26 protein-coding genes are annotated in these 26,376 nt (G+C 55.8%); 14 read left to right on the top strand and 12 right to left on the bottom strand.

Annotated elements, in window-relative coordinates; genetic code table 11:
• The first annotated feature begins 20 nt into the window (after nt 1-20).
• Nucleotides 21-1,493, top strand: coding sequence for a ribosome biogenesis GTPase Der (der, locus tag Q0775_RS13695; RefSeq protein ID WP_298861903.1), 1,473 nt, complete (start codon nt 21-23; stop codon nt 1,491-1,493).
• A 51-nt stretch (nt 1,494-1,544) separates the two neighbouring features.
• On the opposite strand, the gene Q0775_RS13700 is transcribed toward der, so the two are convergent.
• Nucleotides 1,545-2,258: a hypothetical protein gene (locus Q0775_RS13700; RefSeq protein ID WP_298861906.1), complete on the bottom strand. Its 714-nt coding sequence runs from the start codon at nt 2,256-2,258 to the stop codon at nt 1,545-1,547.
• Nucleotides 2,259-2,321: 63 nt separating this feature from the next.
• Here Q0775_RS13700 and Q0775_RS13705 point away from each other — a divergent pair, with 63 nt between their 5' ends.
• Nucleotides 2,322-3,518, top strand: coding sequence for a DUF2235 domain-containing protein (locus tag Q0775_RS13705; RefSeq protein ID WP_298861909.1), 1,197 nt, complete (start codon nt 2,322-2,324; stop codon nt 3,516-3,518).
• Nucleotides 3,519-3,536: 18 nt separating this feature from the next.
• Here Q0775_RS13705 and serS read toward each other — a convergent pair whose 3' ends face one another.
• Nucleotides 3,537-4,829, bottom strand: coding sequence for a serine--tRNA ligase (gene serS / locus Q0775_RS13710; RefSeq protein WP_298862842.1), 1,293 nt, complete (start codon nt 4,827-4,829; stop codon nt 3,537-3,539).
• Between the two features lie 238 nt (nt 4,830-5,067).
• On the opposite strand from serS, the gene yajC reads away from it, so the two are divergent.
• Genes yajC through Q0775_RS13760 form a run of 10 tightly spaced genes read left to right on the top strand, consistent with a single transcriptional unit; the run spans nt 5,068 to nt 11,914 of the window.
• Nucleotides 5,068-5,346, top strand: a complete 279-nt coding sequence (gene yajC, locus Q0775_RS13715; RefSeq protein ID WP_298861912.1) for a preprotein translocase subunit YajC — start codon at nt 5,068-5,070, stop codon at nt 5,344-5,346.
• A gap of 33 nt (nt 5,347-5,379) precedes the next feature.
• Nucleotides 5,380-7,029, top strand: a complete 1,650-nt coding sequence (gene secD / locus Q0775_RS13720) for a protein translocase subunit SecD (protein ID WP_298861915.1) — start codon at nt 5,380-5,382, stop codon at nt 7,027-7,029.
• Nucleotide 7,030: 1 nt separating this feature from the next.
• On the top strand, nt 7,031-7,999 hold the full coding sequence (gene secF / locus Q0775_RS13725; RefSeq protein ID WP_298861918.1) for a protein translocase subunit SecF: 969 nt from the start codon (nt 7,031-7,033) through the stop codon (nt 7,997-7,999).
• Nucleotides 7,992-8,747 carry a sulfite exporter TauE/SafE family protein gene (locus Q0775_RS13730; protein WP_298861921.1) on the top strand — a complete coding sequence of 252 codons (756 nt, stop codon included), beginning with the start codon at nt 7,992-7,994 and terminating at the stop codon, nt 8,745-8,747. Before secF ends, Q0775_RS13730 begins: the two co-directional genes overlap by 8 nt.
• A gap of 34 nt (nt 8,748-8,781) precedes the next feature.
• The gene (locus tag Q0775_RS13735; protein WP_298861924.1) at nt 8,782-9,135 is read left to right on the top strand and encodes an Mth938-like domain-containing protein; all 354 of its coding nucleotides are present in this window, start codon (nt 8,782-8,784) and stop codon (nt 9,133-9,135) included.
• 3 nt (nt 9,136-9,138) lie between these two features.
• Nucleotides 9,139-9,756: a heme ABC exporter ATP-binding protein CcmA gene (gene ccmA, locus Q0775_RS13740; RefSeq protein WP_298861927.1), complete on the top strand. Its 618-nt coding sequence runs from the start codon at nt 9,139-9,141 to the stop codon at nt 9,754-9,756.
• Nucleotides 9,753-10,409: a heme exporter protein CcmB gene (gene ccmB, locus Q0775_RS13745; RefSeq protein WP_298861930.1), complete on the top strand. Its 657-nt coding sequence runs from the start codon at nt 9,753-9,755 to the stop codon at nt 10,407-10,409. Before ccmA ends, ccmB begins: the two co-directional genes overlap by 4 nt.
• 50 nt (nt 10,410-10,459) lie before the next feature.
• Complete coding sequence (locus Q0775_RS13750; protein WP_298861933.1) at nt 10,460-11,191, top strand: heme ABC transporter permease; 732 nt, start codon at nt 10,460-10,462, stop codon at nt 11,189-11,191.
• Nucleotides 11,188-11,352 (top strand): heme exporter protein CcmD, encoded by a 165-nt coding sequence (gene ccmD / locus Q0775_RS13755; protein WP_298861935.1) that lies wholly within the window; start codon nt 11,188-11,190, stop codon nt 11,350-11,352. Before Q0775_RS13750 ends, ccmD begins: the two co-directional genes overlap by 4 nt.
• Nucleotides 11,339-11,914 (top strand): DsbE family thiol:disulfide interchange protein, encoded by a 576-nt coding sequence (locus Q0775_RS13760; protein WP_298861938.1) that lies wholly within the window; start codon nt 11,339-11,341, stop codon nt 11,912-11,914. Before ccmD ends, Q0775_RS13760 begins: the two co-directional genes overlap by 14 nt.
• A gap of 24 nt (nt 11,915-11,938) precedes the next feature.
• On the opposite strand, the gene Q0775_RS13765 is transcribed toward Q0775_RS13760, so the two are convergent.
• The gene (locus Q0775_RS13765; RefSeq protein WP_298862845.1) at nt 11,939-12,478 is read right to left on the bottom strand and encodes a CBS domain-containing protein; all 540 of its coding nucleotides are present in this window, start codon (nt 12,476-12,478) and stop codon (nt 11,939-11,941) included.
• A 154-nt stretch (nt 12,479-12,632) separates the two neighbouring features.
• Nucleotides 12,633-15,332: an aconitate hydratase AcnA gene (gene acnA, locus Q0775_RS13770; RefSeq protein ID WP_298861941.1), complete on the bottom strand. Its 2,700-nt coding sequence runs from the start codon at nt 15,330-15,332 to the stop codon at nt 12,633-12,635.
• A gap of 226 nt (nt 15,333-15,558) precedes the next feature.
• Here acnA and Q0775_RS13775 point away from each other — a divergent pair, with 226 nt between their 5' ends.
• Nucleotides 15,559-16,269, top strand: coding sequence for a thioredoxin family protein (locus Q0775_RS13775; protein WP_298861943.1), 711 nt, complete (start codon nt 15,559-15,561; stop codon nt 16,267-16,269).
• Here Q0775_RS13775 and Q0775_RS13780 read toward each other — a convergent pair.
• The 6 genes from Q0775_RS13780 to Q0775_RS13805 form a co-directional block, all read right to left on the bottom strand.
• Nucleotides 16,266-17,165: a lysophospholipid acyltransferase family protein gene (locus Q0775_RS13780; protein ID WP_298861945.1), complete on the bottom strand. Its 900-nt coding sequence runs from the start codon at nt 17,163-17,165 to the stop codon at nt 16,266-16,268. The two genes, Q0775_RS13775 and Q0775_RS13780, sit on opposite strands and share 4 nt — an antisense overlap.
• A gap of 67 nt (nt 17,166-17,232) precedes the next feature.
• Nucleotides 17,233-18,303: a FliG C-terminal domain-containing protein gene (locus Q0775_RS13785; protein ID WP_298861947.1), complete on the bottom strand. Its 1,071-nt coding sequence runs from the start codon at nt 18,301-18,303 to the stop codon at nt 17,233-17,235.
• A gap of 148 nt (nt 18,304-18,451) precedes the next feature.
• Nucleotides 18,452-18,973 carry a hypothetical protein gene (locus tag Q0775_RS13790; RefSeq protein WP_298861949.1) on the bottom strand — a complete coding sequence of 174 codons (522 nt, stop codon included), beginning with the start codon at nt 18,971-18,973 and terminating at the stop codon, nt 18,452-18,454.
• A gap of 127 nt (nt 18,974-19,100) precedes the next feature.
• Nucleotides 19,101-19,256 (bottom strand): hypothetical protein, encoded by a 156-nt coding sequence (locus Q0775_RS13795; protein WP_298861951.1) that lies wholly within the window; start codon nt 19,254-19,256, stop codon nt 19,101-19,103.
• A gap of 137 nt (nt 19,257-19,393) precedes the next feature.
• Nucleotides 19,394-20,698, bottom strand: a complete 1,305-nt coding sequence (purB, locus tag Q0775_RS13800) for an adenylosuccinate lyase (protein ID WP_298861953.1) — start codon at nt 20,696-20,698, stop codon at nt 19,394-19,396.
• Nucleotides 20,699-20,814: 116 nt separating this feature from the next.
• A complete protein-coding gene (locus Q0775_RS13805; protein WP_298861955.1) occupies nt 20,815-22,035 on the bottom strand; it encodes a bifunctional alpha/beta hydrolase/OsmC family protein in 1,221 nt (406 codons plus the stop codon).
• 161 nt (nt 22,036-22,196) lie between these two features.
• On the opposite strand from Q0775_RS13805, the gene Q0775_RS13810 reads away from it, so the two are divergent.
• Nucleotides 22,197-23,351, top strand: coding sequence for an aminotransferase class I/II-fold pyridoxal phosphate-dependent enzyme (locus Q0775_RS13810; RefSeq protein ID WP_298861957.1), 1,155 nt, complete (start codon nt 22,197-22,199; stop codon nt 23,349-23,351).
• Between the two features lie 67 nt (nt 23,352-23,418).
• On the opposite strand, the gene Q0775_RS13815 is transcribed toward Q0775_RS13810, so the two are convergent.
• Complete coding sequence (locus tag Q0775_RS13815) at nt 23,419-24,480, bottom strand: LysM peptidoglycan-binding domain-containing protein (protein ID WP_298861959.1); 1,062 nt, start codon at nt 24,478-24,480, stop codon at nt 23,419-23,421.
• A gap of 457 nt (nt 24,481-24,937) precedes the next feature.
• On the bottom strand, nt 24,938-26,287 hold the full coding sequence (gene dddP / locus Q0775_RS13820) for a dimethylsulfonioproprionate lyase DddP (RefSeq protein WP_298861960.1): 1,350 nt from the start codon (nt 26,285-26,287) through the stop codon (nt 24,938-24,940).
• Between the last annotated feature and the right edge of the window lie 89 nt (nt 26,288-26,376).

Below are 26,376 nucleotides of genomic sequence, written 5' to 3' on the forward strand. Positions count from 1 at the left end.
ACCCTGCTCGGAGCGTAACCATGTCCTTCACCCTCGCAATCGTGGGCCGTCCCAATGTGGGCAAATCCACGCTGTTCAACCGCCTTGTCGGCAAACGCCTTGCTCTGGTCGATGACCAGCCCGGTGTGACGCGCGATTTGCGCGAGGGTGCCGCGCGTTTGGCCGACTTGCGCTTTACCGTGATTGACACAGCGGGTCTGGAAGAAGTGACCGATGACAGTCTTCAGGGCCGGATGCGCCGCCTGACAGAGCGTGCGGTTGATATGGCCGATATTTGTCTCTTCATGGTCGATGCTCGGGTGGGAATCACCCCGTCCGATCTCGTATTCGCCGACATTTTACGCAAACGCTCGGCCCATGTGATTTTGGTGGCGAACAAGGCAGAAGGCAACGCTGGAGAAGCAGGCTTTCTGGAGGCCTACGGGCTGGGGTTGGGCGAACCGATCCGTTTGTCTGCCGAACACGGCGAAGGTTTGACCGATCTTTACACTGTTCTAATGCCGCTTGCTGATGGTTTCGCGGAATCGCGTCCTGATGACGGCCCCGAGACGGATGTCGATCTGAGTGAAGAAGACGGCGATGATATGGATGCGGTCCCGGTGCCAACCCGCGCCAAGCCATTGCAGGTTGCTGTCGTAGGCCGTCCGAACGCTGGTAAATCCACGCTGATCAATCAGATCGTAAAAGAGGACCGCTTGTTGACGGGACCCGAGGCGGGAATCACCCGCGATGCGATATCCTTGATCACCGAGTGGGACGGCGTGCCGATGCGTATCTTTGATACGGCAGGCATGCGCAAAAAGGCGAAAATTCAGGAAAAGCTGGAAAAGCTGAGCGTTAGTGACGGCCTACGTGCGGTTAAATTTGCTGAAGTCGTCGTTGTCTTGCTTGATGCTGAAATTCCGTTTGAGCAGCAGGATTTACGCATTGCCGATTTGGCAGAGCGCGAAGGCCGTGCTGTTGTCATCGCGGTGAATAAATGGGACGTCGAGGAAGACAAACAGGGCAAGCTGAAAGAGCTCAAAGAGAGCTTTGAACGGTTGCTGCCCCAATTGCGTGGGGCTCCACTCATTACGGTTTCTGCAAAAACGGGCAGGGGGCTAGACCGTTTGCAACAGGCCATCATGCGCGCCTACGATATGTGGAACCGCCGCGTGAGCACCGCGCAGCTCAACCGCTGGCTTGCGGGTATGCTGGAGGCGCATCCGCCCCCCGCGCCGCAAGGTAAACGAATCAAGATGAAGTATATGACGCAGGCCAAAACGCGGCCTCCGGGATTTGTTGTGATGTGTAGCCACCCGGACAAAGTACCAGAAAGCTATAGCCGCTATTTGGTGAACGGTTTGCGCATTGATTTTGACATGCCCGGCACACCCATCCGTCTATGGATGCGCGGCCAGTCCGATGCCAACCCGTATAAGGGTCGCAAGAAGGCACCACCGTCAAAATTGCGTAAACACGTAGGCGGCAAGCCCAACGACGGCAGCAGGTAGTCGGGTTCTCTGAAAGAAAACGGAACGGAATTTTTTAAAATTCCTGCTCCTTCAGATTGCGTTACGTATCGCTTTGGATGTTGGTAGCAAGAGCGCAATTGCGCCACCGGCGGCCAGCGCGGCAACCGTCATGTTGCCCGTTGCAATGTTCTGCACAACCACAGCAATCAGCGCCCAGATCACAGCGATGCCATAGGTCGGCGCGCGCTTAAGCTGGCTTTGCACAGCAGACGCGATGACGAGCGCGAGAAAGATCGCTCCAAGTGCGGCTGTTGTCTCACTTGTGTAACCGTATCCAGCGGCCAGCAAACCCAGAGACACGCAAGATGCCGCACTGAGCCAACCTGCGTATAGGCCGAGTGGAAGGGCGGCGAACCATTTGTCCTCCAAAGGGCTGCGAAACAGCGCGATGAGCGCTGAGATAAGCATGATCCAGATCAGCACTGCCGCCCAGACAGGGCTGGCAACAGCAGCGGCAAGCCAAATCGAGCCAACAGCCAGCGACGGCATCAGCGCAACGCGCATGGGGTGCCACGCCGCATCGTCACGCCGTTTCCAAACGCCATAGCCCATTCCGATAATGAGCCAAAGATAGATAAGCCCCCAAATCGCAAAGGCGTAGCCCGCAGGCTGCACGGCGGGATTGTCCTGCGGGACAGGGAACTGGTCGGGATCAAAGCCGCCGAAATCAGGCACAAAGGCGGGCGAAGCAGCAAACAAGACTGCAAGAATAAACACTAAAATCGCGGCGAGGGGACGTGACATGGGGACCTTTCTGGTCAAAACTATGCGTTGCTACCCGACATATAGCACAAAGGAATTTTGCCAATGGCACGGATCGCTATTTTTTGCGACGGCACGTGGAACAGCCCCACGATGAAGCAACCGACCCATGTGGTGCGCCTGTATCAACATACTCGCCGCACCAACGCACAGCACGCCCATTATTTCGAGGGCGTTGGGACGGGCGGGGGCGAGGTCAACTTCTTCGCCAAAGCGCTTATGAAGGTTGGCGGCGGCGCATTTGGCTGGGGGCTGAATGAAAACATTAAGCAAGCATATGCGGCACTGTGTGATCAATATGAGGCGGGAGACGAGATTTTTATCTTTGGCTTCTCGCGCGGCGCGTACACTGCACGTTCGCTTGCGGGGATGATCCGAAAATGTGGAGTTGTAGCGGACCCAACCCCCGATGCATTAGACGAGGCTTTCCGCCTGTACCGCAAACCGGGGATCGAGAACCACCCCGATGCGCTGCATGTGCTGCAAGAGCGGCGCAAGCTGTCGCCGCGGTTTGCCACATCGGATCAGGATATGAACTGGCGTTCTGTGACGCCGTGGCGCAATGATCCTGCGCAGATGCACAAGGTCGAGATTGCCTATATGGGTATTTGGGATACTGTTGGCTCCTTGGGTGTGCCAGCACCGCTGCTGGGGCCTGTGGCAACGGTCTGGAACAGTAAATACCGTTTCCACGATACGTTGCTTACCTCAATGGTGAAGTCAGCGCGTCATGCCGTGGCTTTGGACGAGCGGCGCGTTTTCTACCGTCCCGCGCTTTGGGATAATCTTGAGGCGTCGCGCGGCCATGCTGGTCTGAACAAGGGCGACCGGAGCGAAGCACGCCGTTATCAGCAGGTCTGGTTTACGGGGACACATGCGATCGTTGGCGGCTCTGCCCCCAAAGCGCGTGCGCTGACGGGACAGTCGATGCTTTGGATTGCCGAAGGGGCGCAAAAGGCAGGACTGGACATAAACATAGACGATCTGCTCGACCGTGTCCCCGATCCGATGGCCGACAGTCATACGCTGAGCCAGCCGCCGTGGCTTTATACCGTCGCGGGCAATCTGCTGAAATGGCGCAAAGGGCCAGGCCATCCTATTGACTTGCATATCAGTGCGGACCAGCGTGTCAAAGGGCGCAGGGATTACCGTCCGCGTTCGCTCAAGAGCCTGTTGCCTCATCTGTTTGGCGACGCGCCAGCGCCAAAACCGCCAAACGAGCGGGATGAGCCGGGACGCTAAGCGCCCCGACTGCCACTCTTAGACGAGCGTGCCGTCGAGACCCAATGTCGTTTTGCCGCCAAGATAGGGCGCAAGCACAGCGGGCAGGACAACTGTGCCGTTTTCTTGCTGGCCGTTCTCCAGAACCGCAATCAAGCAGCGACCGACCGCAAGGCCGGAACCGTTGAGCGTGTGAACAAACTGCGGCTTGCCACCGTCGGCAGGCTTGAACCGTGCATTCATGCGGCGGGCCTGAAAATCACCCGTGGTCGAGACCGAGCTGATCTCGCGGTAGGCATCCTGTCCGGGCAACCATGCCTCAATGTCATAAGTGCGGCGTGCGCCAAAACCTGTATCGCCCGAGCACAAAAGAACAGTGCGGTAAGGAATACCAAGTTTCTCCAGAATACCTTCGGCACAGGCCAGCATGCGCTTTTGCTCCGCGTCAGACTCCTCAGGCAGCGTGATAGAGACCATCTCGACTTTTTCGAACTGGTGCTGACGCAGCATGCCTGATGTATCACGACCCGCAGAGCCTGCCTCGGAACGGAAGCACAGCGTATGCGAGGTCATGCGCCGTGGCAGGTCTGCTGCCTCAAGCGTGTCACCCGCAACCGTATAGGTCAGCGGTACTTCGGACGTAGGCACAAGCCACATGCCCTCAGTCGTCTGGTAGCTGTCATCGCCGAATTTTGGCAACTTATCCGTGCCATACATCGCCTCGTCGCGTACCAACACGGGCGAGTTCACTTCTGTTAGGCCGTTCTCATCCACATGGGTGTCGAGCATGAACTGCGCCAGCGCACGGTGGATGCGGGCCACCCCGCGCTTGAGCATAACAAACCGCGCACCAGAGGTTTTGGCCGCAGTCTCGAAATCCATTGAGGCAGCAACGCTGTCCAGATCGTAGTGTTCTTTGGGCGCAAAAGCGAACGACGGTAGATCGCCCCATTTCTTCACTTCGACATTTTCTGTCTCGTCCGCACCCTCTGGCACATCATCGGCCAGCACATTGGGAATACGCGACAGCATATCGGTCAGCTTTGCATCAAGCTCCTTGGCTTCGGTCTGCATTGCGGCCACTTCGGCCTTCTTGTCGGAGACCAGTGCACGCAAACGCTCGAATTCTGCATCGTCGCCTTTGGCCTTGGCAGCGCCTACTTGCTTGGAGGCGGCGTTCTGGTCCGCTTGCGCCGCTTCCGCCGCCTGAATTTTGGCACGCCGTGCTGTATCAAGCTCTAGGATCGAGGAGGACAGCGCCGCATCGCCGCGCCGCGCAAGAGCGGCGTCAAAAGCATCGGGGTTGTCGCGTATGGCACGAATGTCATGCATGGTCGTATCCTCCATCAAAAGATCTTTGCGGGCCGTATGAGTGACTCGCATGGGCCGCGTTATGACCCATTATATGGCAGCGGCATAGAGGGGCTGCTAAATCTCCGCAATAGGCCCGATATTAGGCCCTGCGGTACCTTGCAAAGCGCGCAACCCGCGCATAGGTTCCTGCCAACTTCAGACACGACTTGCGATCATGGGGCAGCCCCGCGCGAGACCCATATAAAAGGACCACTCCATGTCAGGCATCGAGCAATTTATCCCGCTGATCCTTATCTTCGGTATCATGTATTTCCTTCTGATCCGCCCCCAGCAGAAAAAGCTCAAGGATCATCAGGCGATGGTCGCAGCGCTGCGCCGTGGGGATCAGGTTATCACCCAAGGTGGCATTATCGGTAAAGTGGTTAAGGTCAAAGATGATGGTGAGCTTGAGCTTGAAATTGCAGACGGTGTCAAAGTCCGTGTGATCCAGAGCACCATCGCGACCGTGATCAACAAGACCGAACCGGCCAAGTAAACCCACCACACGACCAAGACAAAGGCGGGCGACATGCTCCAGATATCCGTATGGAAACGCATCGCCATTTGGCTGACCTGCGCAGTTGGCATCTTTTTGGCGATGCCCAATGGGTTTTACACAGTCGTCGAGGGCCACAATGACGCTGTTAAAGAGATCGAGTTGTCAGGTGCGACGCCCGAATTGGAAGCGCAGCGTGGCTTGTGGCCTGACTGGCTGCCCAACCGTCTCGTAAATCTGGGCCTTGATCTGCGCGGTGGTGCGCATCTTCTGGCCGAAGTGCGGGTTGAGGACGTTTACGCTGCACGGCTTGAGGCGATGTGGCCCGAAGTGCGCGATGCGGTGCGTGGACTGACGCCTGTCAATTTGCAACAATCCGCACCAACCGAGCTGAAAGTCCGACTGACCGATCCGAGCAAAATGGCCGAGGCAATGGCGGTGGTACGCAGCCTTGGTCGTCCGGTGCAGACCCTTACAGGTGCAGGGGCCAATGACATCAACGTAAGCGGCGATGATGGAATCATCACAGTTGTGTTGTCCGAGGCAGAAAAAAGCGCAACCGACGAACGCACGATGCAGCAGTCGCTCGAAATTATTCGTCGTCGTATCGATGAGGTCGGCACGCGGGAGCCTACAATTCAGCGTCAAGGCACTGAGCGTATCCTTATCCAAGTACCGGGCATCGGTTCTGCAGCCGAGCTCAAAGAGATCATCGGTACCACAGCGCAACTCACCTTTAATCCAGTGATCCGGCGTAGCACCGACGCGTCCGAGCGTCCGGGCATCGGAAACGAGATTGTCCCATCGTTGGACCAACCGGGTGTATTTTACGTTATAGAGAGTGCGCCGGTTGTGACCGGTGAAGAGCTTGTCGATGCGCAGCCGAGCTTTGACCAGAATGGCGCTCCTGCCGTAAGTTTCCGTTTTAATACAACGGGTGCGCGTAAATTTGGGGACTACACTGCCGAGAATATCGGCTCGCCCTTTGCCATCGTTCTTGATGATGAAGTGGTGAGCGCACCAACGATCCAGAGCCACATTCCGGGCGGGTCGGGCATCATTACTGGTAACTTTGCCGTTGAGGAATCGACGCGGCTGGCGGTTTTGCTGCGGGCAGGGGCCTTGCCTGCGCAGCTTGACTTCCTTGAGGAACGCACGATTGGTCCAGAGCTGGGTCAAGACAGTATTGACGCGGGTAAGATCGCGACTGTGGTCGCATTCTCGCTGGTGCTGTTTTTTATGTTCGCAGCCTACGGGTTGTTTGGTCTGTTCGCCAATATCGCACTAATCATCAACGTGGCGTTGCTGTTCGGCTTGCTGAGCCTGATCGGCGCCACGCTGACCTTGCCTGGTATTGCGGGGATTGTTCTGACCGTCGGTATGGCGGTGGATGCCAACGTGCTGATCTTTGAGCGTATCCGCGAGGAGCTCAATACCGCCAAAGGACCTGCACGCGCGATCGAGCTTGGCTATGAGAAGGCCCTGAGCGCTATTCTGGATGCGAATATCACCACCTTCATTACGGCGGTGATCCTGTTCGCTATGGGCTCCGGCCCTGTGCGCGGCTTTGCGATTACGCTGGGCCTTGGTATTCTCACGTCGGTCTTTACGGCGATCTTTGTAACACGTCTGATAGTGGTCATCTGGTATGAGCGCCGCCGTCCCAAAACGATAGAGCTTTGATATGCGCCTGAGACTGGTCAAACAAAACACAAGTTTCGATTTCTTTACCCGTTGGAAGCTGTGGCTGGGGATTTCTGGCATCATGGTGCTGGTCGCGGCGGCGTCCTTCCTGATCCAAGGGCTGAATTTCGGCATCGATTTCCGCGGCGGGACAACCATCCGCACCGAAAGCCCGCGCCCTGTCATCATCTCTGAATACCGTGATGCTATGACCACGCTGGGCCTAGGCGACATTACGATTACCGAAGTTTTTGATCCGACATTCCGCCCCGATCAAAACGTGGCGATGGTACGTATTCAGGCGCAGGATGATCAAGAAGCGGTCACAACCGAACTCATTGAAGCGGTTGAAGGTGCACTTAAGGAAGTGCGGCCTGACATCAAATTCATCTCTGTAGAGTCGGTGGGTCCGAAAGTTTCGGGTGAGTTGATTAATACGGCCATCATTGCGGTGGTTTTGGCGATTGGGGCGGTGCTTATCTACATCTGGCTCAGGTTTGAATGGCAATTTGCTGCAGGGGCCGTTCTGGCGCTCATCCATGATGTTGTTCTCACCATCGGTGTCTTTTCGGAGCTACAAATCCGCTTTGACCTCGCGATTATCGCAGCCTTGCTCACCATTGTCGGCTACTCTCTCAACGATACTGTGGTGGTGTTTGACCGCGTGCGGGAAAATCTGCGCAAATACAAAAACCGTCCCCTGAAAGAGGTCCTCAATATGTCTATTAACGAGACATTGAGCCGGACATTCATGACTTCTGTCACCACATTACTGGCGCTCATCGCGCTGTTTGTGCTCGGCGGTGACGTGATCCGCGGGTTCGTTTTTGCGATGATATGGGGTGTGATTGTAGGGACATACTCGTCAATCTTTGTGGCAACTGCTGCTCTCCTTTACTTCGGAGTGAAGCGGGATTGGTCCAAACCTGATCTAAACGCAGGTAATCAGTACGCAAATATTGATGCCTGACATTCTGGCATCAGCCCTCGCAACTGACGGGCTGATCTGGCTGGTAGTGACAGTGTTTGTGGCAGGGTTGGTGCGTGGATTTGCAGGCTTTGGCTCGGCCATGATTATTATGCCGGTTGCCAGCTCCGTTCTTTCCCCTGTCGAGGCGGTGATTTTCTTGATCTGTGCAGAATTGGTAGGACCGTTGCCCAACACTCCTGCGGCATGGCGCGAAGGCACGCCGCGCGAAGTCGGACTGCTGGTACTGGGTGCTGTTATAGCGCTGCCGCTAGGGCTTTGGGCGCTGACCAGCATGGACCCCACAGCGTTTGGCTGGGTTGTATCAATCTCTGTTTTCACACTCTTGGCACTAACCGTCTCGGGCTGGCGCCTAAAAGGTGCGCTTACCCAACGCCTCATCGTTGCAACAGGGGCAGTGGGCGGTTTTATGACGGGCTTTGCGGGCATTCCGGGGCCACCTGTAATCATGCTTTATATGGCCAGCACATTGCCCGTTAAAACCATTCGAGCCAATTTTTTGCTCTATCTAGTAGGCCTTGACCTGATCCTTTTTCCGCTGCTTTGGGCAGTGGGTTTGATGAATTGGCCAATCGCATTTCTTGGGATGCTTGTTGGCGTACCAAACCTCATCGCAAATATGATAGGTGCGCGTCTTTTTGACCCATCGGCAGAGCGCCTTTTTCGCAACGTGGCCTATCTCGTCATTGCGGCATCGGCTATTATCGGGTTGCCGCTTTGGAAAGGGTGAAACATGCGTCACGTTTTTTATCAGGAGATCAGCCATGAGGCTGAATGAGATTGTATTCAACGATGCCAAACCTGTTGAAGGCTATGGCCCCGGTTTCTTCCGTATTGGCGGACAGGTTGTCCACGGGGCGGTGATTGCGGCCCCGTCTGGCACGCGCACGTGGGGCGGTTTTGATGATATTGCAGCGCTCGAAGCGCTTGTAGCTGAAACTGATGTGATTTTCATCGGAACAGGTGCCGAGATTGCACATCTTCCCAAAGGGCTGCGTGCCCAGTTGGAAGAGGCTGGGGTCGGTGTCGAGGCGATGGCTTCTCCTGCTGCCGCACGCACCTATAACGTCTTGCTGAGCGAGGGGCGCCGTGTGGCCCTTGCCATGTTGCCGGTCTAAACGGTGAGCCTGCGCCTCGCAGATATCGCAGTCGCGCGCGGCGGCGTCCCTGTGCTGAGCGGGGTGTCTTTTAACTTGCCTGTCGGCAAGGCGCTTATCCTGCGGGGGCCCAACGGCTCGGGCAAGACGACGCTTTTGCGCACCATTGCTGGGCTTCAGCCGCCCCTTTCGGGAGAGATAGAAGGCGCTGTCGATGCTGTCGCCTATGCAGGCCACGCGGACGGGTTGAAATCGATGTTGAGTGTTGCCGAGAACTTGCAGTTTTGGGCGGCCGTGTATGGCCAGCACGACATTGCTCCTGCGCTTGAAGCTTACGGGCTCGCGCCTTTGGCGGGTCGTTTGACGGGAACGCTGTCTGCGGGGCAAAAACGCCGTGCGGGTCTGGCGCGTCTAATGGTGACGGGGAGGCCTATTTGGATATTGGATGAACCGACAGTATCGCTTGATACTGACGCCGTTACGATGTTTGCGAATGCGGTGCAGCGCCATCTGGCAACAGGTGGTATGGCTTTGCTGGCGACGCATATTGATCTGGGGATTGAGGCTCAGGTGCTGGACGTCGCCCCTCTTCGCGCAGTAGCGAGCGAGCTTCACGGCGCAAGCGACGAGGCCTTTCTATGATCGCTTTACTATTGCGTGACCTTAAATTGGCCCTGAGGGCAGGGGGCGGGTTTGGCCTTGGCCTTGCGTTCTTCTTGATCCTCACGGTGCTGGTCCCATTCAGCGTGGGGCCGCAAAGCGCGCTGCTGTCGTCTATTGCGCCGGGCATTCTGTGGCTCGGAGCACTGCTGGCTTGTCTGCTTTCGCTGGACCGCTTGTTAGCGCTGGATTTTGAGGACGGCACATTGGATGTGCTGGCGACAGCGCCCCTCCCGCTTGAGGCCGCATTGGCTGTAAAGGGGCTAGCGCATTGGATTACAACGGGATTGCCCTTGGTATTGGCCGCACCGTTTTTGGGCGTGCTGCTCAATCTGCCTCCTGAGGGCTTTGGTTGGCTCGTGATTTCGCTACTGCTCGGGACACCTGCGCTGTCAATGATCGGGACCTTTGGTGCTGCGCTCACTGTAGGCATCAAGCGTGGCGGCTTGCTCATGTCGCTCTTGGTGCTGCCGCTTTATGTGCCCACGTTGATCTTCGGTGCGGAGGCCGCGCGACGGGGGGCAATTGGTATGGATGCCGAAACCCCATTGTTCTTGCTCGCAGGGATCAGTCTTGGTTCAATTGCGCTGCTGCCTTTCGCCGCTGCGGCCGCTTTGCGGATGACAATCCGGTGAGAAATCCCTTAACCATTGAGCTCATACACACGGAGTATTAAGTACCTGCTATGTCATTATGGGAATACGCCAATCCGGTGAAATTTTTGGCGCTGAGTGCGCGTGTGCAGCCCTTTGCATGGGGCGCTGCGGCGCTTGGCATTGCTGTTGGCCTAGTCTGGGGTTTCTTCGCGACCCCAGATGACTTCCGCCAAGGGTCCACGATCAAGATCATCTACATTCATGTACCTTCCGCATGGATTGCGATCAACGCGTGGATCATGATGCTGGTTGCGTCCCTGATCTGGCTCGTCCGGCGCCACCATGTCAGTGCTTTGGCCGCAAAAGCGGCAGCCCCCATCGGCCTGGTCATGACAGTTATTGGGCTGCTCACAGGAGCGATATGGGGCCAGCCGATGTGGGGGACATGGTGGGCATGGGACCCGCGCTTGACCTCATTTTTGATCCTGTTCTTGTTCTACCTCGGCTATATTGCGCTGTGGGAAGCAGTCGAAGATCCCGATACCGCCGCTGACCTGACCTCGGTGCTGTGCCTTGTGGGCTCTGTCTTTGCGTTGATGTCACGCTATGCTGTGTTGTTCTGGAGCCAAGGTTTGCATCAAGGAGCGTCCCTCAGCCTTGATAAAGAAGAGAACATCTCGGATGTATTCTGGGTGCCGCTGGTGATTTCGATTGCGGGGTTCACTCTGTTGTTTCTGGCTCTCGTTTTGTACCGCACGGGCACGGAAATCGCTCTGCGCCGCAGCCGCGCCCTAAGCGTTCGATTGGACAGGAACACATGATGCCCGAACTTGGAAAATACGCGACTGAAGTGCTGAGCGCTTATGGTGTGGCGCTTTTGTTGATGGCAGGCCTTGTCTGGCTCAGCCTGCGCCGCGGGTCAAAAGCCCGCGCCGCTCTCAAACAGATAGAGCAGGAGACAGCACGCAATGCCAAAGGTTAGCCCGCTAATGATCGCTCCGCCGCTTATCTTTGCGGCCTTTGTCGGATTGGCGTTTGTGGGGATGTATCGCGATAACCCGAACGGCATGCCTTCCACTTTGGTCGGACAAACAGCGCCCGGCGTGCCAGAGCGTGGCTTAGAGGGCTTTCCCCAAACGACACCTGAAATGTTAGTTGCAGGCGAAGTAACGCTGGTGAATTTCTGGGCCAGTTGGTGCCCGCCTTGCCGCGCCGAGCATCCATCTTTACTAAAAATGAATGCGGAAGGTTTTAATATCATTGGCATGAATTTCAAAGATACCGAACGCGCCGCCACCAAATACCTTATCGACGATGATAGCCCGTTCTCAAGCATTTCGTTCGATCCCGAAGGGCGCAATGCAATCGATTGGGGCGTGACCGCCCCGCCAGAGACATTTATTCTGGACGCGGAGGGGAAAATTCTCTTCCGGTTCGCTGGGCCACTGATTGGTAGTGACTGCGAACAACGGTTCTTGCCAGCGCTTGAAGTAGCGATGGCAAGAACACTTGATGCACGGATTGTTTGCGCAAAAAGAGACTGATGTAGTCCCCGAAATGCGTTGAAGCTACAGCGACCCCATGACGATCACCATGATAATCGAATAAACTGCGATGCCGCCTCCTATAAGAAACGGGGCCCAATTCTTGCTTATTGTGGCAGTTGTGATTGATTTGAGCTGATAGATCAGGTCCGGCCATGTATAGGAAACGAAATCACCTTGTGTGAACACTGCCTTGATCCTGTTTTCCGCATCAACGACGGGCAATCTGCGAAAACGCTCATTCGACATGATGCGCAACCAATCCACAAGGTCGTCGGTTTCACGCGCAAGACGCGGGTTTTCGGTCATGATATCAGACAGCTTAGTCGTTTTGCTGTCCAACCCCTTGCCGACAAGTTTGTTCATCACATCGCGCTCGGTGACCACACCGATCACTTTCTCCTGTGCATCGACCACAATGACTGAGCCATAGTTTTTTTCGGACATGGCCGAAACCGCATCGAACACGCTGGTATCGGGTGAACGCGTCAGCGGTTTTTGCTTTGACTTATATTCGGGGCGATCCATCAAGCGGTTCCCGGGTCGCTGCGCTGTTTGCGGCATGTCATAATCCTCTAACATCTACTGTTTCATTATATCAGTTAGCGCGTTCCAGTAGCTCTGCCAGTAATAGCGGTTTCCGCTGCAGACTTCTGCAAACGAAAAGGCCCCAGTTGAGGGTTCAACTGGGGCCAAGATCATCTGATTTGTACGAATGTTATTCGGCTGCGATGCTCTTATTCGCCAAATCCCGCAGAACGTAGTGCAGAACGCCGCCGTGTTCGATGTACTCAATCTCGATTGCTGTATCGATACGGCATTTGATCATGATGTTCTTCACGGTGCCGTCGGCCATGGTGATCACGCAAGGCACTTCTTGTAGCGGCTGGATGCTGTCCAGACCGCTGATGCTGACGGTTTCCTCACCAGTAAGGCCTAACGACTTGCGGCTGTCGCCATTTGTGAACTCCAACGGGATGACACCCATACCAACGAGGTTCGAGCGGTGGATTCGCTCGAAGCTCTCGGCGATGACCGCCTTCACACCCAGCAGCGCTGTGCCTTTGGCAGCCCAGTCGCGGGAGGAACCTGCGCCGTACTGCTCACCGCCAAAGATTACCAGCGGTGTGCCAGCAGCCTGATGCGCCATTGCGGCATCAAAGATCGAGGTCTGCTGACCATCGGGACCTTTGGTATAGCCGCCCTCGACACCGTCTAGCATCTCGTTCTTGATGCGGATGTTAGCAAAGGTGCCGCGCATCATGACTTCGTGGTTGCCACGACGCGAGCCATAGGAGTTGAATTCCCGTACAGGCACCTGACGTTCGGTGAGGTACTGACCCGCAGGTGTGTCCTCTTTGAACGAGCCAGCAGGGGAGATGTGGTCCGTGGTAATCATATCGCCCAACACGGCGAGGACTTTTGCACCCTCGATGTTGGTGATCACACCCGGTTCTTTGCTCATTCCCTGAAAGTAGGGCGGGTTCTGAACATAGGTGGATTGTGGTGGCCAGTCATAGGTCATGGCGTCTGTTGTCTCGACGCTCTGCCATTTTTCATCGCCCTTGAAGACATCCGCATATTTGGTCTGGAACGCCTCGCGCGTAACCGTCTGCTCAACCAGCTCTGCCACTTCTTGTGTAGTGGGCCAGATGTCGCGCAGATATACGTCTTTGCCGTCTGGGGTCTGGGCAATCGGGTCTGTTGCCAGATTGATATCCATGGTCCCTGCCAGTGCATAGGCCACAACCAGTGGCGGGGAGGCCAGATAGTTGGCGCGCACATCAGGGGAGATACGGCCCTCAAAGTTGCGGTTACCCGACAGCACAGAAGTCGCAACCAGATCGCCATCATGAATCGCTTTGCTGATCTCGGGCTGAAGCGGACCAGAATTACCAATACAGGTCGTGCAGCCGTAACCGACAAGGTTGAAACCGATCTTGTCGAGGTCGGTTTGAAGGCCAGCAGCTTCAAGATACGCACTCACCACCTGCGATCCGGGCGCGAGGGATGTCTTGACCCAAGGCTTCCGGTCCAGACCCAAAGCAGCAGCTTTGCGCGCCACGAGGCCCGCACCAATCATCACGTAAGGGTTGGAGGTGTTGGTACAAGAGGTGATCGAAGCGATCACAACTTTACCTGATTCCAGCGTATAGTCTTCGCCATCCACGGCCACTTCTTTGCCCATAGGGCGCTTGAAGGTTTCAGCCATTTCTTTTGCAAATGCCGATTTGCCGTCTGTGAGCGCAACATAGTCCTGCGGGCGCTTTGGGCCCGAGATTGCAGGCACGATTGTACCCATGTCGAGCGACAGCGTATCAGTGTAGATCGGCGCATAGTCATCGCCGCGCCACATGCCGTTTTCTTTTGCATAGGCTTCAACCAGCGCGATGCGATCTTCGTCGCGGCCTGTGGTGCGCATGTAGCGGAGTGTCTCACCGTCAATCGGGAAGAAGCCACAGGTTGCACCATATTCAGGCGCCATGTTGGCGATGGTCGCACGGTCGGCGAGCGGCAGATGGTCCAAACCCTCGCCGTAGAATTCAACGAATTTGCTGACCACACCTTTGGCGCGCAGCATTTCGACCACTTTAAGCACCAGATCGGTCCCTGTCGTGCCTTCCATCATCCGACCCGTCAGCTCGAAACCGACAACTTCAGGGATGAGCATGGAGATGGGCTGACCCAGCATCGCGGCTTCGGCCTCGATCCCGCCAACACCCCAGCCCAGAACAGCCATGCCATTAACCATGGTGGTGTGGCTGTCGGTCCCGACAAGCGTATCAGGGTAGGCAACCTCATCGCCATGCTGGTCCTTGTCTGTCCAGACGGTCTGGGCCAGATACTCAAGGTTCACCTGGTGACAGATACCTGTGCCCGGAGGAACTACACGGAAGTTGTTAAATGCGTTCTGACCCCATTTCAGGAATGTATACCGCTCCATGTTGCGCTCGTATTCACGGTCCACGTTCATCTGGAACGCACGCGGATTGCCGAACTCGTCAATCATGACTGAGTGATCGATGACCAGATCAACAGGGTTCAGCGGGTTAATCTGATCCGCTTTGCCGCCCAAGGCAACGAGGCCGTCCCGCATGGCAGCGAGGTCAACAACGGCAGGAACGCCAGTGAAATCCTGCATCAATACGCGCGCAGGGCGGTAGGCAATCTCGCGCGGGTTTTTGCCACCTTTGACACCCCATTCGGCGAATGCTTTGATATCGTCGACGGTAACGGTTTTGCCATCTTCAAAGCGCAACATGTTTTCCAAAACCACCTTTAGGGCGGCGGGAAGGTTCGAGAAATCACCCAAACCTGCGGCCTGTGCGGCGGGGATGGAGTAATAGGCAATAGATTGATCACCCGATTTGATCGTTTTGCGGGCTTTGGCAGTATCCTGACCGACGATGATTGTCATATGTAGCTCCGAATATAAGGTTGCTGCGTGTCGAAATTAGTGTCCTAATGGCCTATTCCTGTGCAGTTTTCAACTGCTAACAGGTAAATTGTATACCATTGTACACCAAAATTTCCATAATTTCGCCGCAGGAAGCGACTATTGTGGTACTCTCGAAACCTTGATTGGTTATTTCAAGACCGTGAAGGTAAATACACCGAGCGATCCTTACTCCGATTGGAATCAAATGTCCCGCGTTGTCCATATCCTTACTGCATCTGCCGTAGCGCTTGGCGTCGCTTTTGCTGCCCCCGCAATTGCGGAGCAACGCCCTGTTGTTGTGGAGTTGTTTACGTCGCAGGGATGCTCAAGCTGTCCGCCAGCAGATGAAATTTTCTCTCAATTGAAGGATATTGATGACGTTATCGCGATAGCGCTGCACGTGGATTATTGGGATTACATCGGCTGGAAAGACGAGTTCGGCCAACCGGCTCATGCTGAGCGACAGCGGGCTTATGCGAACAAGGCGGGGCGCCGCTCGATCTATACTCCTGAAATGGTGGTGAACGGGCAGACGGATATCGTGGGGGCAAAACCTATGATGCTGTCCAAAGCGATTGCGAAATACAGCGCCGAGATTCCCCGCACAATGTTGGACACGCAACGCACGGGTGACACGCTGAGCATAAAAGCGGATGTGCCATTAGGAACGGTGACGGAGATGGACGTGCATGTTTTGCGCCTTACCCCTGTCCAGACAAGCAAGATTACCCGTGGAGAGAACCGTGGCGAAACTTATGAATACACTAACATCGCCCATAGCTGGCAGGTGGTAGGGGCGTGGGATGGATCGGCACCCTTGGACATGACAGTGGATCTGAGCGGGGATGATCCAGTTGTCGTTTTGGTACAAGAAGCGGGCGCGGGAAAGATCGTCGCAGCGGCGCGGCTCGACTAATTATGCGGTCGCCAGCGGCGGTGAACCCAAAACCATTGCGTGGGATCAGTAAGAATGCGCGCGGCAAGGCTGTCCGAGATCGCTTGCGTCATTGTTGTGGCATCTGTTGCTGGAACAGGCGCTTCCAATACCGTCTCGAAGGTAAGGCCGTCAGGCTGACGAATGCCATAGAAAGGGATCAGCAACCCGTCATAGCGCAGCGCAAGATCAGCGGCAGACGTGGCGGTATTGGCCGGTTGCCCCAAAAAGTCGAAATAGGGCGCCTCAAATACATGCTGGTCAAACAGCAAGACCAGCTGGCCACCGTCTTTGAGGTGGCGCACAAACCCTGCTGTCCCGCGTCGCCCCTGGGGAAATACGGGGCCGCCGAACGCTTCCATCGTTTTGACATAATGGGCGTTGAAATAGGGGTTCTTCATATCGCGGTAGAGCCCACCAATATTGAGCCCTTGCGCGACAAGGGTGGCGCGCACAGCCTCATAATTTCCGTAGTGCCCTGTTACAAGGATCACAGGACGCCCGTTGGCCACTGCGTCGCGGAGCGCGGCAACCCCGTCACCAGTGAGCCTATTGTTAGCCATCCGCGCTGGGAAATCCTTGGACGAGTAATTCTCTATAAAAGTTCTGCCCACGTTATTGAGACATTTTGATGCGATCTGCTCGCGCTCGGAGAGCGGCATCTGGGGCCAGATCAACGCAAGGTTGTCGAGGGCTCTACGGCGGTAGCCTGCAACTGGACCGATGATCCGCTCAACGACTTTTCCCATGCCGCGAACCCGTAAGGCATAGGGAAGCATAAGCGCCAGCCGGATTAAACCAACAATCACCAAATTACTGAGGTAATGGCCAATCTTGCGCGATAGGGCAGGCGTATTCTCTGAATTGGATGTGGACATAATAGCCTGATGCAAATGCGTGGAGTTCAGACATAGACTGTGCCTTGGCGGCCAACAAGAGGGGCTATCAGGCTTCCTCGGTCTCTTCCTCCTCGATCAACACCAACTCGCCGCTCTGCTCCAACTCGCGGATCGCCGCGACTACGGCAGACATCGCCTCGTCGACATCGGCGGGTTTCGCTTTTGGTGCTTCTGCTATGTCCTCACGCATCTGGTCAGCCATTCGGCCAGACATATTTTCAAGGATATAGTCGCGCGGATCGGCAAACCCCGCAGTCTCAGCGCCCGCCATCGCAGTCAGCAACATCGCAGGTTCAACGACACGCAGCACACGCGGAATATCGCGGGGCGAAATCCGTGCAGGGATATTTGCGAATGTAAAGATTGTCTTGCGCACTGCACTGGCCAATGCCTGATCGGATTCGTCCAAACCTGACAGGACGTCGTCTCGCGTGGGCGTTGAGGACGAGTTGAGGATTGCGCCCAACCGCTCTGCCGCCCCTGACGCGAAAGCGGGGATTTTTTGAACATCCAGTTGCGCAGCAAGAGACAGGCCAATGCGGTCAACAGCCTCGGGCGTCACATCACTTGTCAACGAAACGGCATAGGTGATCCGCCGTGCCTCTGGTCCAGACAGGCGGCCCAGCAGACCTGCGGCGACCGACACCTCGAGCTTCGAGAGCATAACAGCGGCGACTTCAGTGCTTTCTTTCTCAACAATTTTTTGCAGATCTTCCGCGGGCAATGCCCGCAAACGTTCCCATGGGTCGCCAGATGCGCGAACACCCGCCTCTTTGCGCAGCCGTGCCGCTGTCTCACGGCTAATTTTTCCGTCCAAAGCATCAATTGCGCCTGCGATGCCGCCAGGAAAAGCCAAACCAATCGACTCAACAGCTTCGGTGAATTCCTCAATCACCGCTGCAAGTGTTACGCGGTCCACCACACGCATCGCGCCCATCTGCTGTGTCAATTGCGCCTGAAGCTCTGGCGAGAGTTCTTCAAGCGCGATGTCAGCCCCCTCATTGATAAGGAGTCTCACAACGATAGCGGCCTTTGCGCTCTTGCTCAGTGTTGCAGGAACAATGCGCGATATTTCGGAAGGGCGGTGCGCTGTGGGGAGAGAGGTGAAATCGTTCATCTATGCCATTCTTCAAAAAGAGTATTGACCTAGATATGAGCGTCAAAAGTAAAAATGGACTGAAAAGCCAAGAAGTTTTTGAGCTATTCAAAACAAAAGAATGGCGCCACCATTTCCGGTCGCGCCATTCGAAAAATTAAGTGTGAGATTACCAGTTGAAGGTTTCGCCCGTAGCAATTGCCGTACGCAGGGAGGCCTCGGCCCATGTTCCAGTGCCACCATAGGCACGGATTTCGCGCAGTTGATCAATCGCTGCAGTCACGTTGCCATCCTCAACAAAACCCTGTCCCATGTAGGAGCGTGCCATCACGTTGCCGGGATTACGTTCCAGAGCACGGGCGTAATACTGCATCGCGGCTTCAACGTTGCCCATTTTGCGGTTGGTAAAGCCCATGTAGGTCAGCACGCGATCATCATCGGCTGGCATCATTGCAAGCAATTCCTGCGCATCAGTATAGCGACCGTCATATGACAATGACCGGACCTCCTGGTACAGAGTGTCAAAATCAAATGTATTGCCGTTGCTGCTCACACATTTTTTGGATTTCTTATCATAGACAAAGCCACTGTCACACTTTGGCTTTTTCGGCGGCGCGGTTTCGTCCATTGCGGCAAATGCCGTCACAGGGAGGATAACGGCAAGAGCAGTAGCAAGTAGTAGACGCATCATTTAACTCCAAAGAATTCTGAACTGACACAAAGGTAACTCGGAAATGCGCGCGGTAAAGAAAATACTTTACCGCGCAAGATCACAATTTTATATTCTGGCCGTTGGTGAAACGGCACTGCATTTTTTATTAGGTAGAAACAGGCAAGCAGGTCTTGGTTTCGCTATCGTAGGTTGAGCCTGTGGCGCATGACATCGCCTGCTTGTCATAATTACAGCCCGCAGCCATGCTCAGGGTCGGCAGCAGCATTAGGGTAGCAGTAGCAAGTGCAATCTTCATTTTCATGTCCATTACTCCTTTTTGTGACATGACGTAAGGGTAACGCAGTACGGCGCAATTTCAAAAGAAATCACGCCGTATGGTAGAATATGTGTCACACTGCCGCAGTTTTATTGCATAACTGCCTGTGGTTTAGGCAATAATCAGTCGCCAAAGACGCGTTTAAAAATCGTATCCACGTGCTTGGTATGATAGCCCATATCGAATTTCTCTTCGATTTCTTCAACGCTAAGGGCGGCCAGCACTTCGGCGTCGCCCAGCAATTCGGTTTTGAAATCCTTACCGTGATCCCAAACCTTCATCGCATTGCGCTGCACCATTTTATAGCTGTCCTCGCGGCTCACACCTGCTTGGGTCAGGGCCAACAATACGCGCTGTGACATGACCAGACCGCTAAATTTGTTCATGTTAGCGAGCATGTTGTCGGGATAGATCAGCATCTTGTCGATCACACCTGTCAGGCGGTGCAGGGCGAAATCAAGCGTTATGGTCGTATCGGGACCAATCGCACGCTCAACAGAGGAATGCGAGATGTCGCGCTCGTGCCACAGGGTCACGTTTTCCATGGCAGGGATCACAGCCATGCGGATCGTGCGGGCCAGACCCGTAAGGTTCTCGGTTAGTACAGGGTTCTTCTTGTGCGGCATCGCGGAGGAGCCTTTTTGACCCGCCGAGAAGAATTCCGCACCCTCAAGGACTTCGGTGCGCTGCATGTGGCGCACTTCCGTCGCGACATTCTCGATGCTGCTGGCAATGACGCCGAGGCAAGCAAAGAAGGCGGCATGACGGTCGCGCGGAATAACTTGGGTGCTGATCGGCTCTGGCGTGAGGCCCAGCTTTTCGCAGACATGCTCTTCAATCCGCGGATCAATGTTTGCGAATGTACCAACTGCGCCTGAAACTGCACCTGTGGCGATTTCGGAACGTGCAACATGCAGACGGGCAAGGTTGCGGTCCATCTCGGCATAGAAACGCGCGAAGGTCAGGCCCATCGTGGTCGGCTCGGCATGGATGCCGTGGCTGCGGCCTACACGCAGCGTATCTTTGTGCTCCAATGCGCGGCGCTTGAGCGCGGCGAGCAGCGCCTCCATATCGGCGATGAGAATATCGGCCGCGCGGGTAAGCTGAATGTTGAAGGCGGTGTCCAGAACGTCCGAGCTGGTCATGCCCTGATGCACAAAGCGCGCCTCGTCCGATCCTACATGCTCCGCCAGATGGGTGAGAAAGGCAATAACGTCATGTTTGGTCACGGCCTCGATCTCGTCGATGCGGGCCACGTCGAATTCAACGTCTTTCGCTTTCCACACCGCGTCGGCATTTGCGCGGGGGATCACACCGATATCGGCCATCGCGTCACAGGCATGCGCCTCGATCTCGAACCAAATGCGGAATTTGGTTTCTGGTGACCAGATGGAAACCATTTCAGGGCGGGAATAACGGGGGATCATCGGCATACCTATCTGTGAGACTGCGGGATAGGGGCGCAATAGCCCTTGATCCGCCCAAGGACAAGTCGGGAGCGGGTATTATTCAGCGCATAATGGCGTAGAATAGCCCTGAAGGTTCAAGCCGCGCGTAAGTTGGTCTCAACGACGGAAGTACGTTCAAGCGTGCGGTGGACCGGACAGCGATCCGCAATTTCCAACAACCGCTGCCGCTGGTCTGGGGTCAGATCAGGGCCGGTCAGGGTGATACATCTGCTAAAGCTGTCGATTTGTTCACCGTTGCTCAGGGCGGCATCCTGCGCGTGCACCTTGTTATGGCTCACATCCACGCTCACATGGTCCAGCGGCCATTTTTTGCGCCACGCATACATGCGGATCGTCATGGAGGTGCAAGCTCCGAGGCTGGCTGATAAAAACCCGTAAGGTGACATGCCCATGTTGGTGCCGCCGTAGGCCAGCGGCTCATCTGCGAGCATATGAACATGACTGCCAGAAGTTATATCCTGCAAAAAGCCATCGGGATTGGCCTCTGATACGCGCACCACGCCTTCGGGCGCACCGATGGGCGGGGCGGGAAGAGGGCGGTGAATGTAGCGTGCGGCCCATGTGGCAATCACTTCCGCTGCATATTCGGCATCCGCAGCTTTTGTGATCAGATGGTCAGCATCATCCAGCGAGACAAAACTTTTGGGATGTTTGGCAGCTGTGAATATCTGGGCGGCACTGTCCACACTTACGATGGCATCCCGCGGCGCATGCAAAACGAGTAATGCGGTATGCAAATGCGCCAGCACATCACCGAGTGCACCATTACCAGTATCCTCGATAAAGGATTTGCCGATGGTAAAAGGACGCCCACCGAGGGAGACTTCGGCGGCACCTGTGCGCTCGATCTCGGGCAGGGCATCAGCAAAATGGTGATTTACATGGGCGGGATCGAAGGGGGCGCCGATCGTCGCAACGGCCTTGATCCCGTCAAGCATGCTGGCCGCTTTGATTACCGCTGCCCCGCCAAGAGAATGGCCGATGAGCAAGCTTGGCGGCATGCCTTGCTGTGCACACCAAGTGGCGGCGGCGATGAGGTCGTCAACGTTGCTTGAGAAAGAAGTGTTGTGAAATTCACCCTCCGAATGGCCCAACCCCGTGAAGTCAAAGCGCAAGACCGCAATGCCCATGGCCGCAAGGCGTGCGGCAATCCGGCGTGCGGCGGGAATATCCTTGCCGCAGGTGAAACAATGCGCAAAGAGCGCTGTCGCTAGATGTGGTCCTGTGGGCAAGTCGAGACGCGCCGAAAGGGTAGAGCCGTCATGGCCGGGAAAGGTAATGCGCTTGGGGGCCATTCTGAGTTCTCCTTGGATTGCCATTAAGGTGGCGCAGGAGACGGAGTGGTACAAGGGGCTGACATCTGGCTCACGGGTGCGTGACGGAACGTTTGCACAGATGCGATGCGCCGCCTAAACCTAAGGCTGTTCAATATTACAGCCCAAAGCGGAGCCGCCCCATGTCCCAAAACCCCAAACCATCGCTTCATCCCGCGACAATCGCTGCACAGGCGGGGGGGCTTTTGGATGCGGATACGGGCGGTGTTGTCCCGCCAATTCACCCCGCGACTACGTTTGTGCGCGGTGAAGATTATGCGCCTGTGGTCGAAGGAAATGTGTATTCGCGCACAGCTGCTCCAAATGGTCGCATGGTCGAAGGGGTCTTGGCCGAGCTTGAAGGCGCACAGGACGCAATGGTCTTCCCCTCAGGCATGGCAGCGGTCGCTGCAGTGTTCCGCACGCTCCCCGCGGGGGCCTGCGTGCTGGTGCAAAGCCAGATTTACTGGGGCACAACCGCATGGATTCGCGACTTCTGCACCCGTCGCACTATTACGCTGATCGAAGTGGAAGCCTCGGACACGGACGCGTTTGTAGCTGCTTGCGCCGCGCATAAACCCGCGCTGGCGTGGATCGAGACGCCTTCGAACCCTTGGCTGCGCATTGTCGACATCAGTGCGTGCGCGCAGGCGGTTCATGGGGAAGGGGGCATTCTGGTGGCGGATATGACTACTTGCACACCAATCCTGACACGGGCGCTGGATTTTGGCGCGGATATCGTCATGCACTCGGCCACCAAAGGGTTGAATGGCCATTCCGATGTGCTGGCGGGAGCGCTGAGCGTTGCTGACGCCAACAGTTACATCTGGCAGGCGATTCGCACGGACCGCGATATGGCAGGCGCAGTGCTGGGGCCATTTGAGGCGTGGCTGCTGTTGCGCGGCATGCGTACACTGCCGTTGCGGGTTGAACGTATGTCGTCCAACGCGCAAAAGCTGGCGGAATACCTGTCGGATCATCCGGCAGTCGAGACTGTCCTCTACCCCGGTCTGACAACGCACACAGGCCACGCCCTCGCGGTGCAACAGATGAAAGGCGGCTTTGGCCCACTGTTGTCTTTTGTCGTAAAAGGCGAGGCCGAGGCCGCTCTTGCTGCTGTCGCACGCCTCAAGCTTTTTCACCGCGCAACATCGCTGGGCGGGGTAGAAAGCCTTGTGGAGCACCGTCACACCATCGAGCCGCATACAGGTATCCCCGAGGGTCTGCTGCGTCTGTCTGTTGGCATCGAGGATGCGGGGGATCTGATTGAGGATCTGGGTCAGGCGCTGGGCCAATAACAAGAAGCTCTAACGCAAAAGCGCGGGAGAATGCTCCCGCGCCCTGAACTGTTCGAAGGGTCCAGATTTACGCGCTTGGAATGCGCAACCGCTGGCCCACGCGAATATCGTTCGGCTGCGAAATCTGGCCACGGTTTGCCTCGTAAATGCGGGTATAATCATTGGTGTTGCCGTAAAATTGCAGCGCGATATAGGCAAGACTGTCACCCGGCTCAACAACATAGAACTTCTCACCTTGAGCATTTTCAGGCTCGCCCACGACCACATCTTTTGCGAGCATTTCCTGCGCTTTGCGCATCATTTCGGCACCTGCCCGCTGCTCTTCCAAAGTGCCATTTTCCAAAGCCCGCTCAACCAGATCAAAGAGCAGGATGTGGCCGTTAACCCGACCGTTGCCGTCCACAACAGCATTGGAGTGCTTCACAATCCCCGCTTCGGCAGCATTGGCCAGAAGGCGTTCAAGCTCTGTCTGGTCTTCCTCATGGCCAACAAATGCAAAATGGATGCGACCCGAAAAGTCCTCATCTTCATAGTTAGTGTGGATGTCATACTGACCATTTACAACAGCAGTTACCAGCTGTTGCACGCCCGCCTGAATGATGGCGAGTGTTTCGAATTTGCGTGCATTGGCCAGCGTTTCGGCATCGATGTTTGTGGTGTTTGCTTGTGGCGCAACGGCAGCATTCACGAGAGAGCGAATTTTGTCAGCGGTGCTGTCTGGCGAGACGGCAGCAGTCACCGCCTCGGGGACAGAAGGGGCTGCTTGCATTGGGGTTGTGGTCCCTGCGGCGACGGCCAGTTGCACCAGTTCAGCAGGCGATGTGGGCTGTGCTGCGGGTGCTGCCGCGGCAACAGGCGCTACTGGTGCTGGCGCAGGTGCTTGTGCGGTAACACTCAAAAGGTCCGTTGCAACGGTGCGGGTCACGTCCTGATCGGCATCACGCTGCTGCGCCATCTGGGCGACCATTTCATTCATCTGGGCGATCTGCGCCTTTTGGGAATTGAGCTGTACAATCCCCAACGTGATCACAATGCCCAGCACAAAGGCACCGACACCCAGACCTGCAATGAGCGCAATGCGCGATGTTTCTGACTGCCGTTGAGGCGTGTGCATAGATCCGTTCAGCATGTTCGCTGTCCTTCTGATTGAGGGGTCGGGAGCGCAGCGAGCGCAGTATCCGGTCCGTAAGAATAACTTGGGGGGGCGGCGTGGCTTGATTTGATGCGGGGGAGTATGACGGCAGCCATTTGGTAATGGTCGCGCACTGCACTGTTGGACTGGCTAACACCCTTTGGCATCGCCGAGGGGCAATGCAGAGAATTACACACTGAGACGCATCCCAAAAGCGGGAAAGCATTCTGTTCCATGTTTAAATGATCCCCCAGATCATACCACTATATATCGCTCATAGGGCTGGCAGGCCCGCAATCAATAGTAGTGAAACATATTGCAGTGATGTGTTTTCACGTCAACTTGGAATCTCGACTTTTTAGCCATTGGTGCCGAAAAACAGGTAAAACATCATGTGGCACGGCGGGAATTCCCAACGCAGTTCTTACAACCTTGAGGATTCTTTACAGGGGGCTTAGGCAGATATATTGCCCATAAGGGCCGCATCAAATGGATATCTGGTCAGGTTCTCAAAACCGTCCTCGGTAATCAGCACCTGATCCTCCAGTTTTATCGAAAAATCACCGCCCTCGGGACTGACCAGCGCCTCCACGCACAGCACCATCCCCGCTTCAAGTGGATAGTCGTAAGCCCCCTCAACCGCGTGATCGGGATAAGCGACCAAAGGCCATTCGTCACACAAGCCCACGCCGTGCATTAAGCAGCCGTATTTGAGTTTCTGAAACTGTGGATCAAGGACGTGGGTATTCGCCGACAACTCAGGGATCATCACACCAGGTTTGAGCATGGCCATGTTCTGCTGGATATGCTCGACCCCGTGCTGCATGGCATAGACCATATCGCGGGGCGGTTTTTGTTCGCCGATCCACCAGCTGCGCGAGATATCGACGCAAATACCATAGCTGCCGACAAGGTCCGTATCGAAGCTGATAATCTCGTTATTTTGCGTAATACGGGGGCCGCATTCTTGAAACCACGGATTGGTACGCGGGCCAGAAGACAGCAGCCGCGTCTCGATCCATTCGCCACCACGGCGGATATTCTCGGCATGCATGACGGCCCAGATGTCATCCTCGGAAGTTTGACCCAAGGGTACGTTGGTGCGTGCAAAGTCTTCCATCAACTTTACAGAAGTCTCGCAAGCATTGCTGGCGCATCGCATGGCGAGAATTTCATCGGGCCCTTTGATGCTGCGCGATTTCTCGGTGACTTCTTCCCCGTCCATCACCTCAAAGCCCGCACGCTCAAGCGCGCGCAGGCCGTGGAGCATAATCTTATCCACTGCGACCCGCATTTCACCGCCACCGTGTTCGGCTATAAGCTCGCGTATCTCACCTGCTAGGACGTCGGAAGCGGGCCCGACCTTATCCCCACGGTCAAAATAAAAAAGATCCGCACCAGAGCGTTGTTCGCGCACCAGCGGGTTGAATTCGCTCAGGAATGGCGAGTTTTTGTAGTCCCACATAACCATATAGCCATCCGCACAGAGCAGCACTGCGCGAAAGGGATTATGCGTGTTCCAAAGCTGCATGTTGGTGCTGTCTGTAGCGTAGCGGATGTTGAGGGGGTCAAACAGCAAAAGGCCGCCATATCCACGCTCCACCACATGCCGCGTAAGCCGCTCCCAGCGGTAGCGCCGCATGTTGGCAAGGTTTGGAAGCACCAGCCCCGCCGCTTCCCACTCGCGAAAGGCGAGTTGCGTGGGGCCAATCTCGACGCGGTCGGCATCATTTGGAGAGCCGTCTGGCAGGGTTGCCCCTTTGGTCGGGTCAATTTTGCGCGTCTCGCGGTAATGCTGGTTCATATGAGACCCTCCATTGCTTCCAGCGTGGCGCAAAAATAACAGCTTGCATGGTGGTCTGCGACATTTGCACCGTCGCTTTTGCCTCCGAC

The organism is uncultured Sulfitobacter sp., from assembly GCF_947499945.1.
In the GTDB taxonomy this organism is placed as follows: Bacteria; Pseudomonadota; Alphaproteobacteria; order Rhodobacterales; family Rhodobacteraceae; genus Sulfitobacter.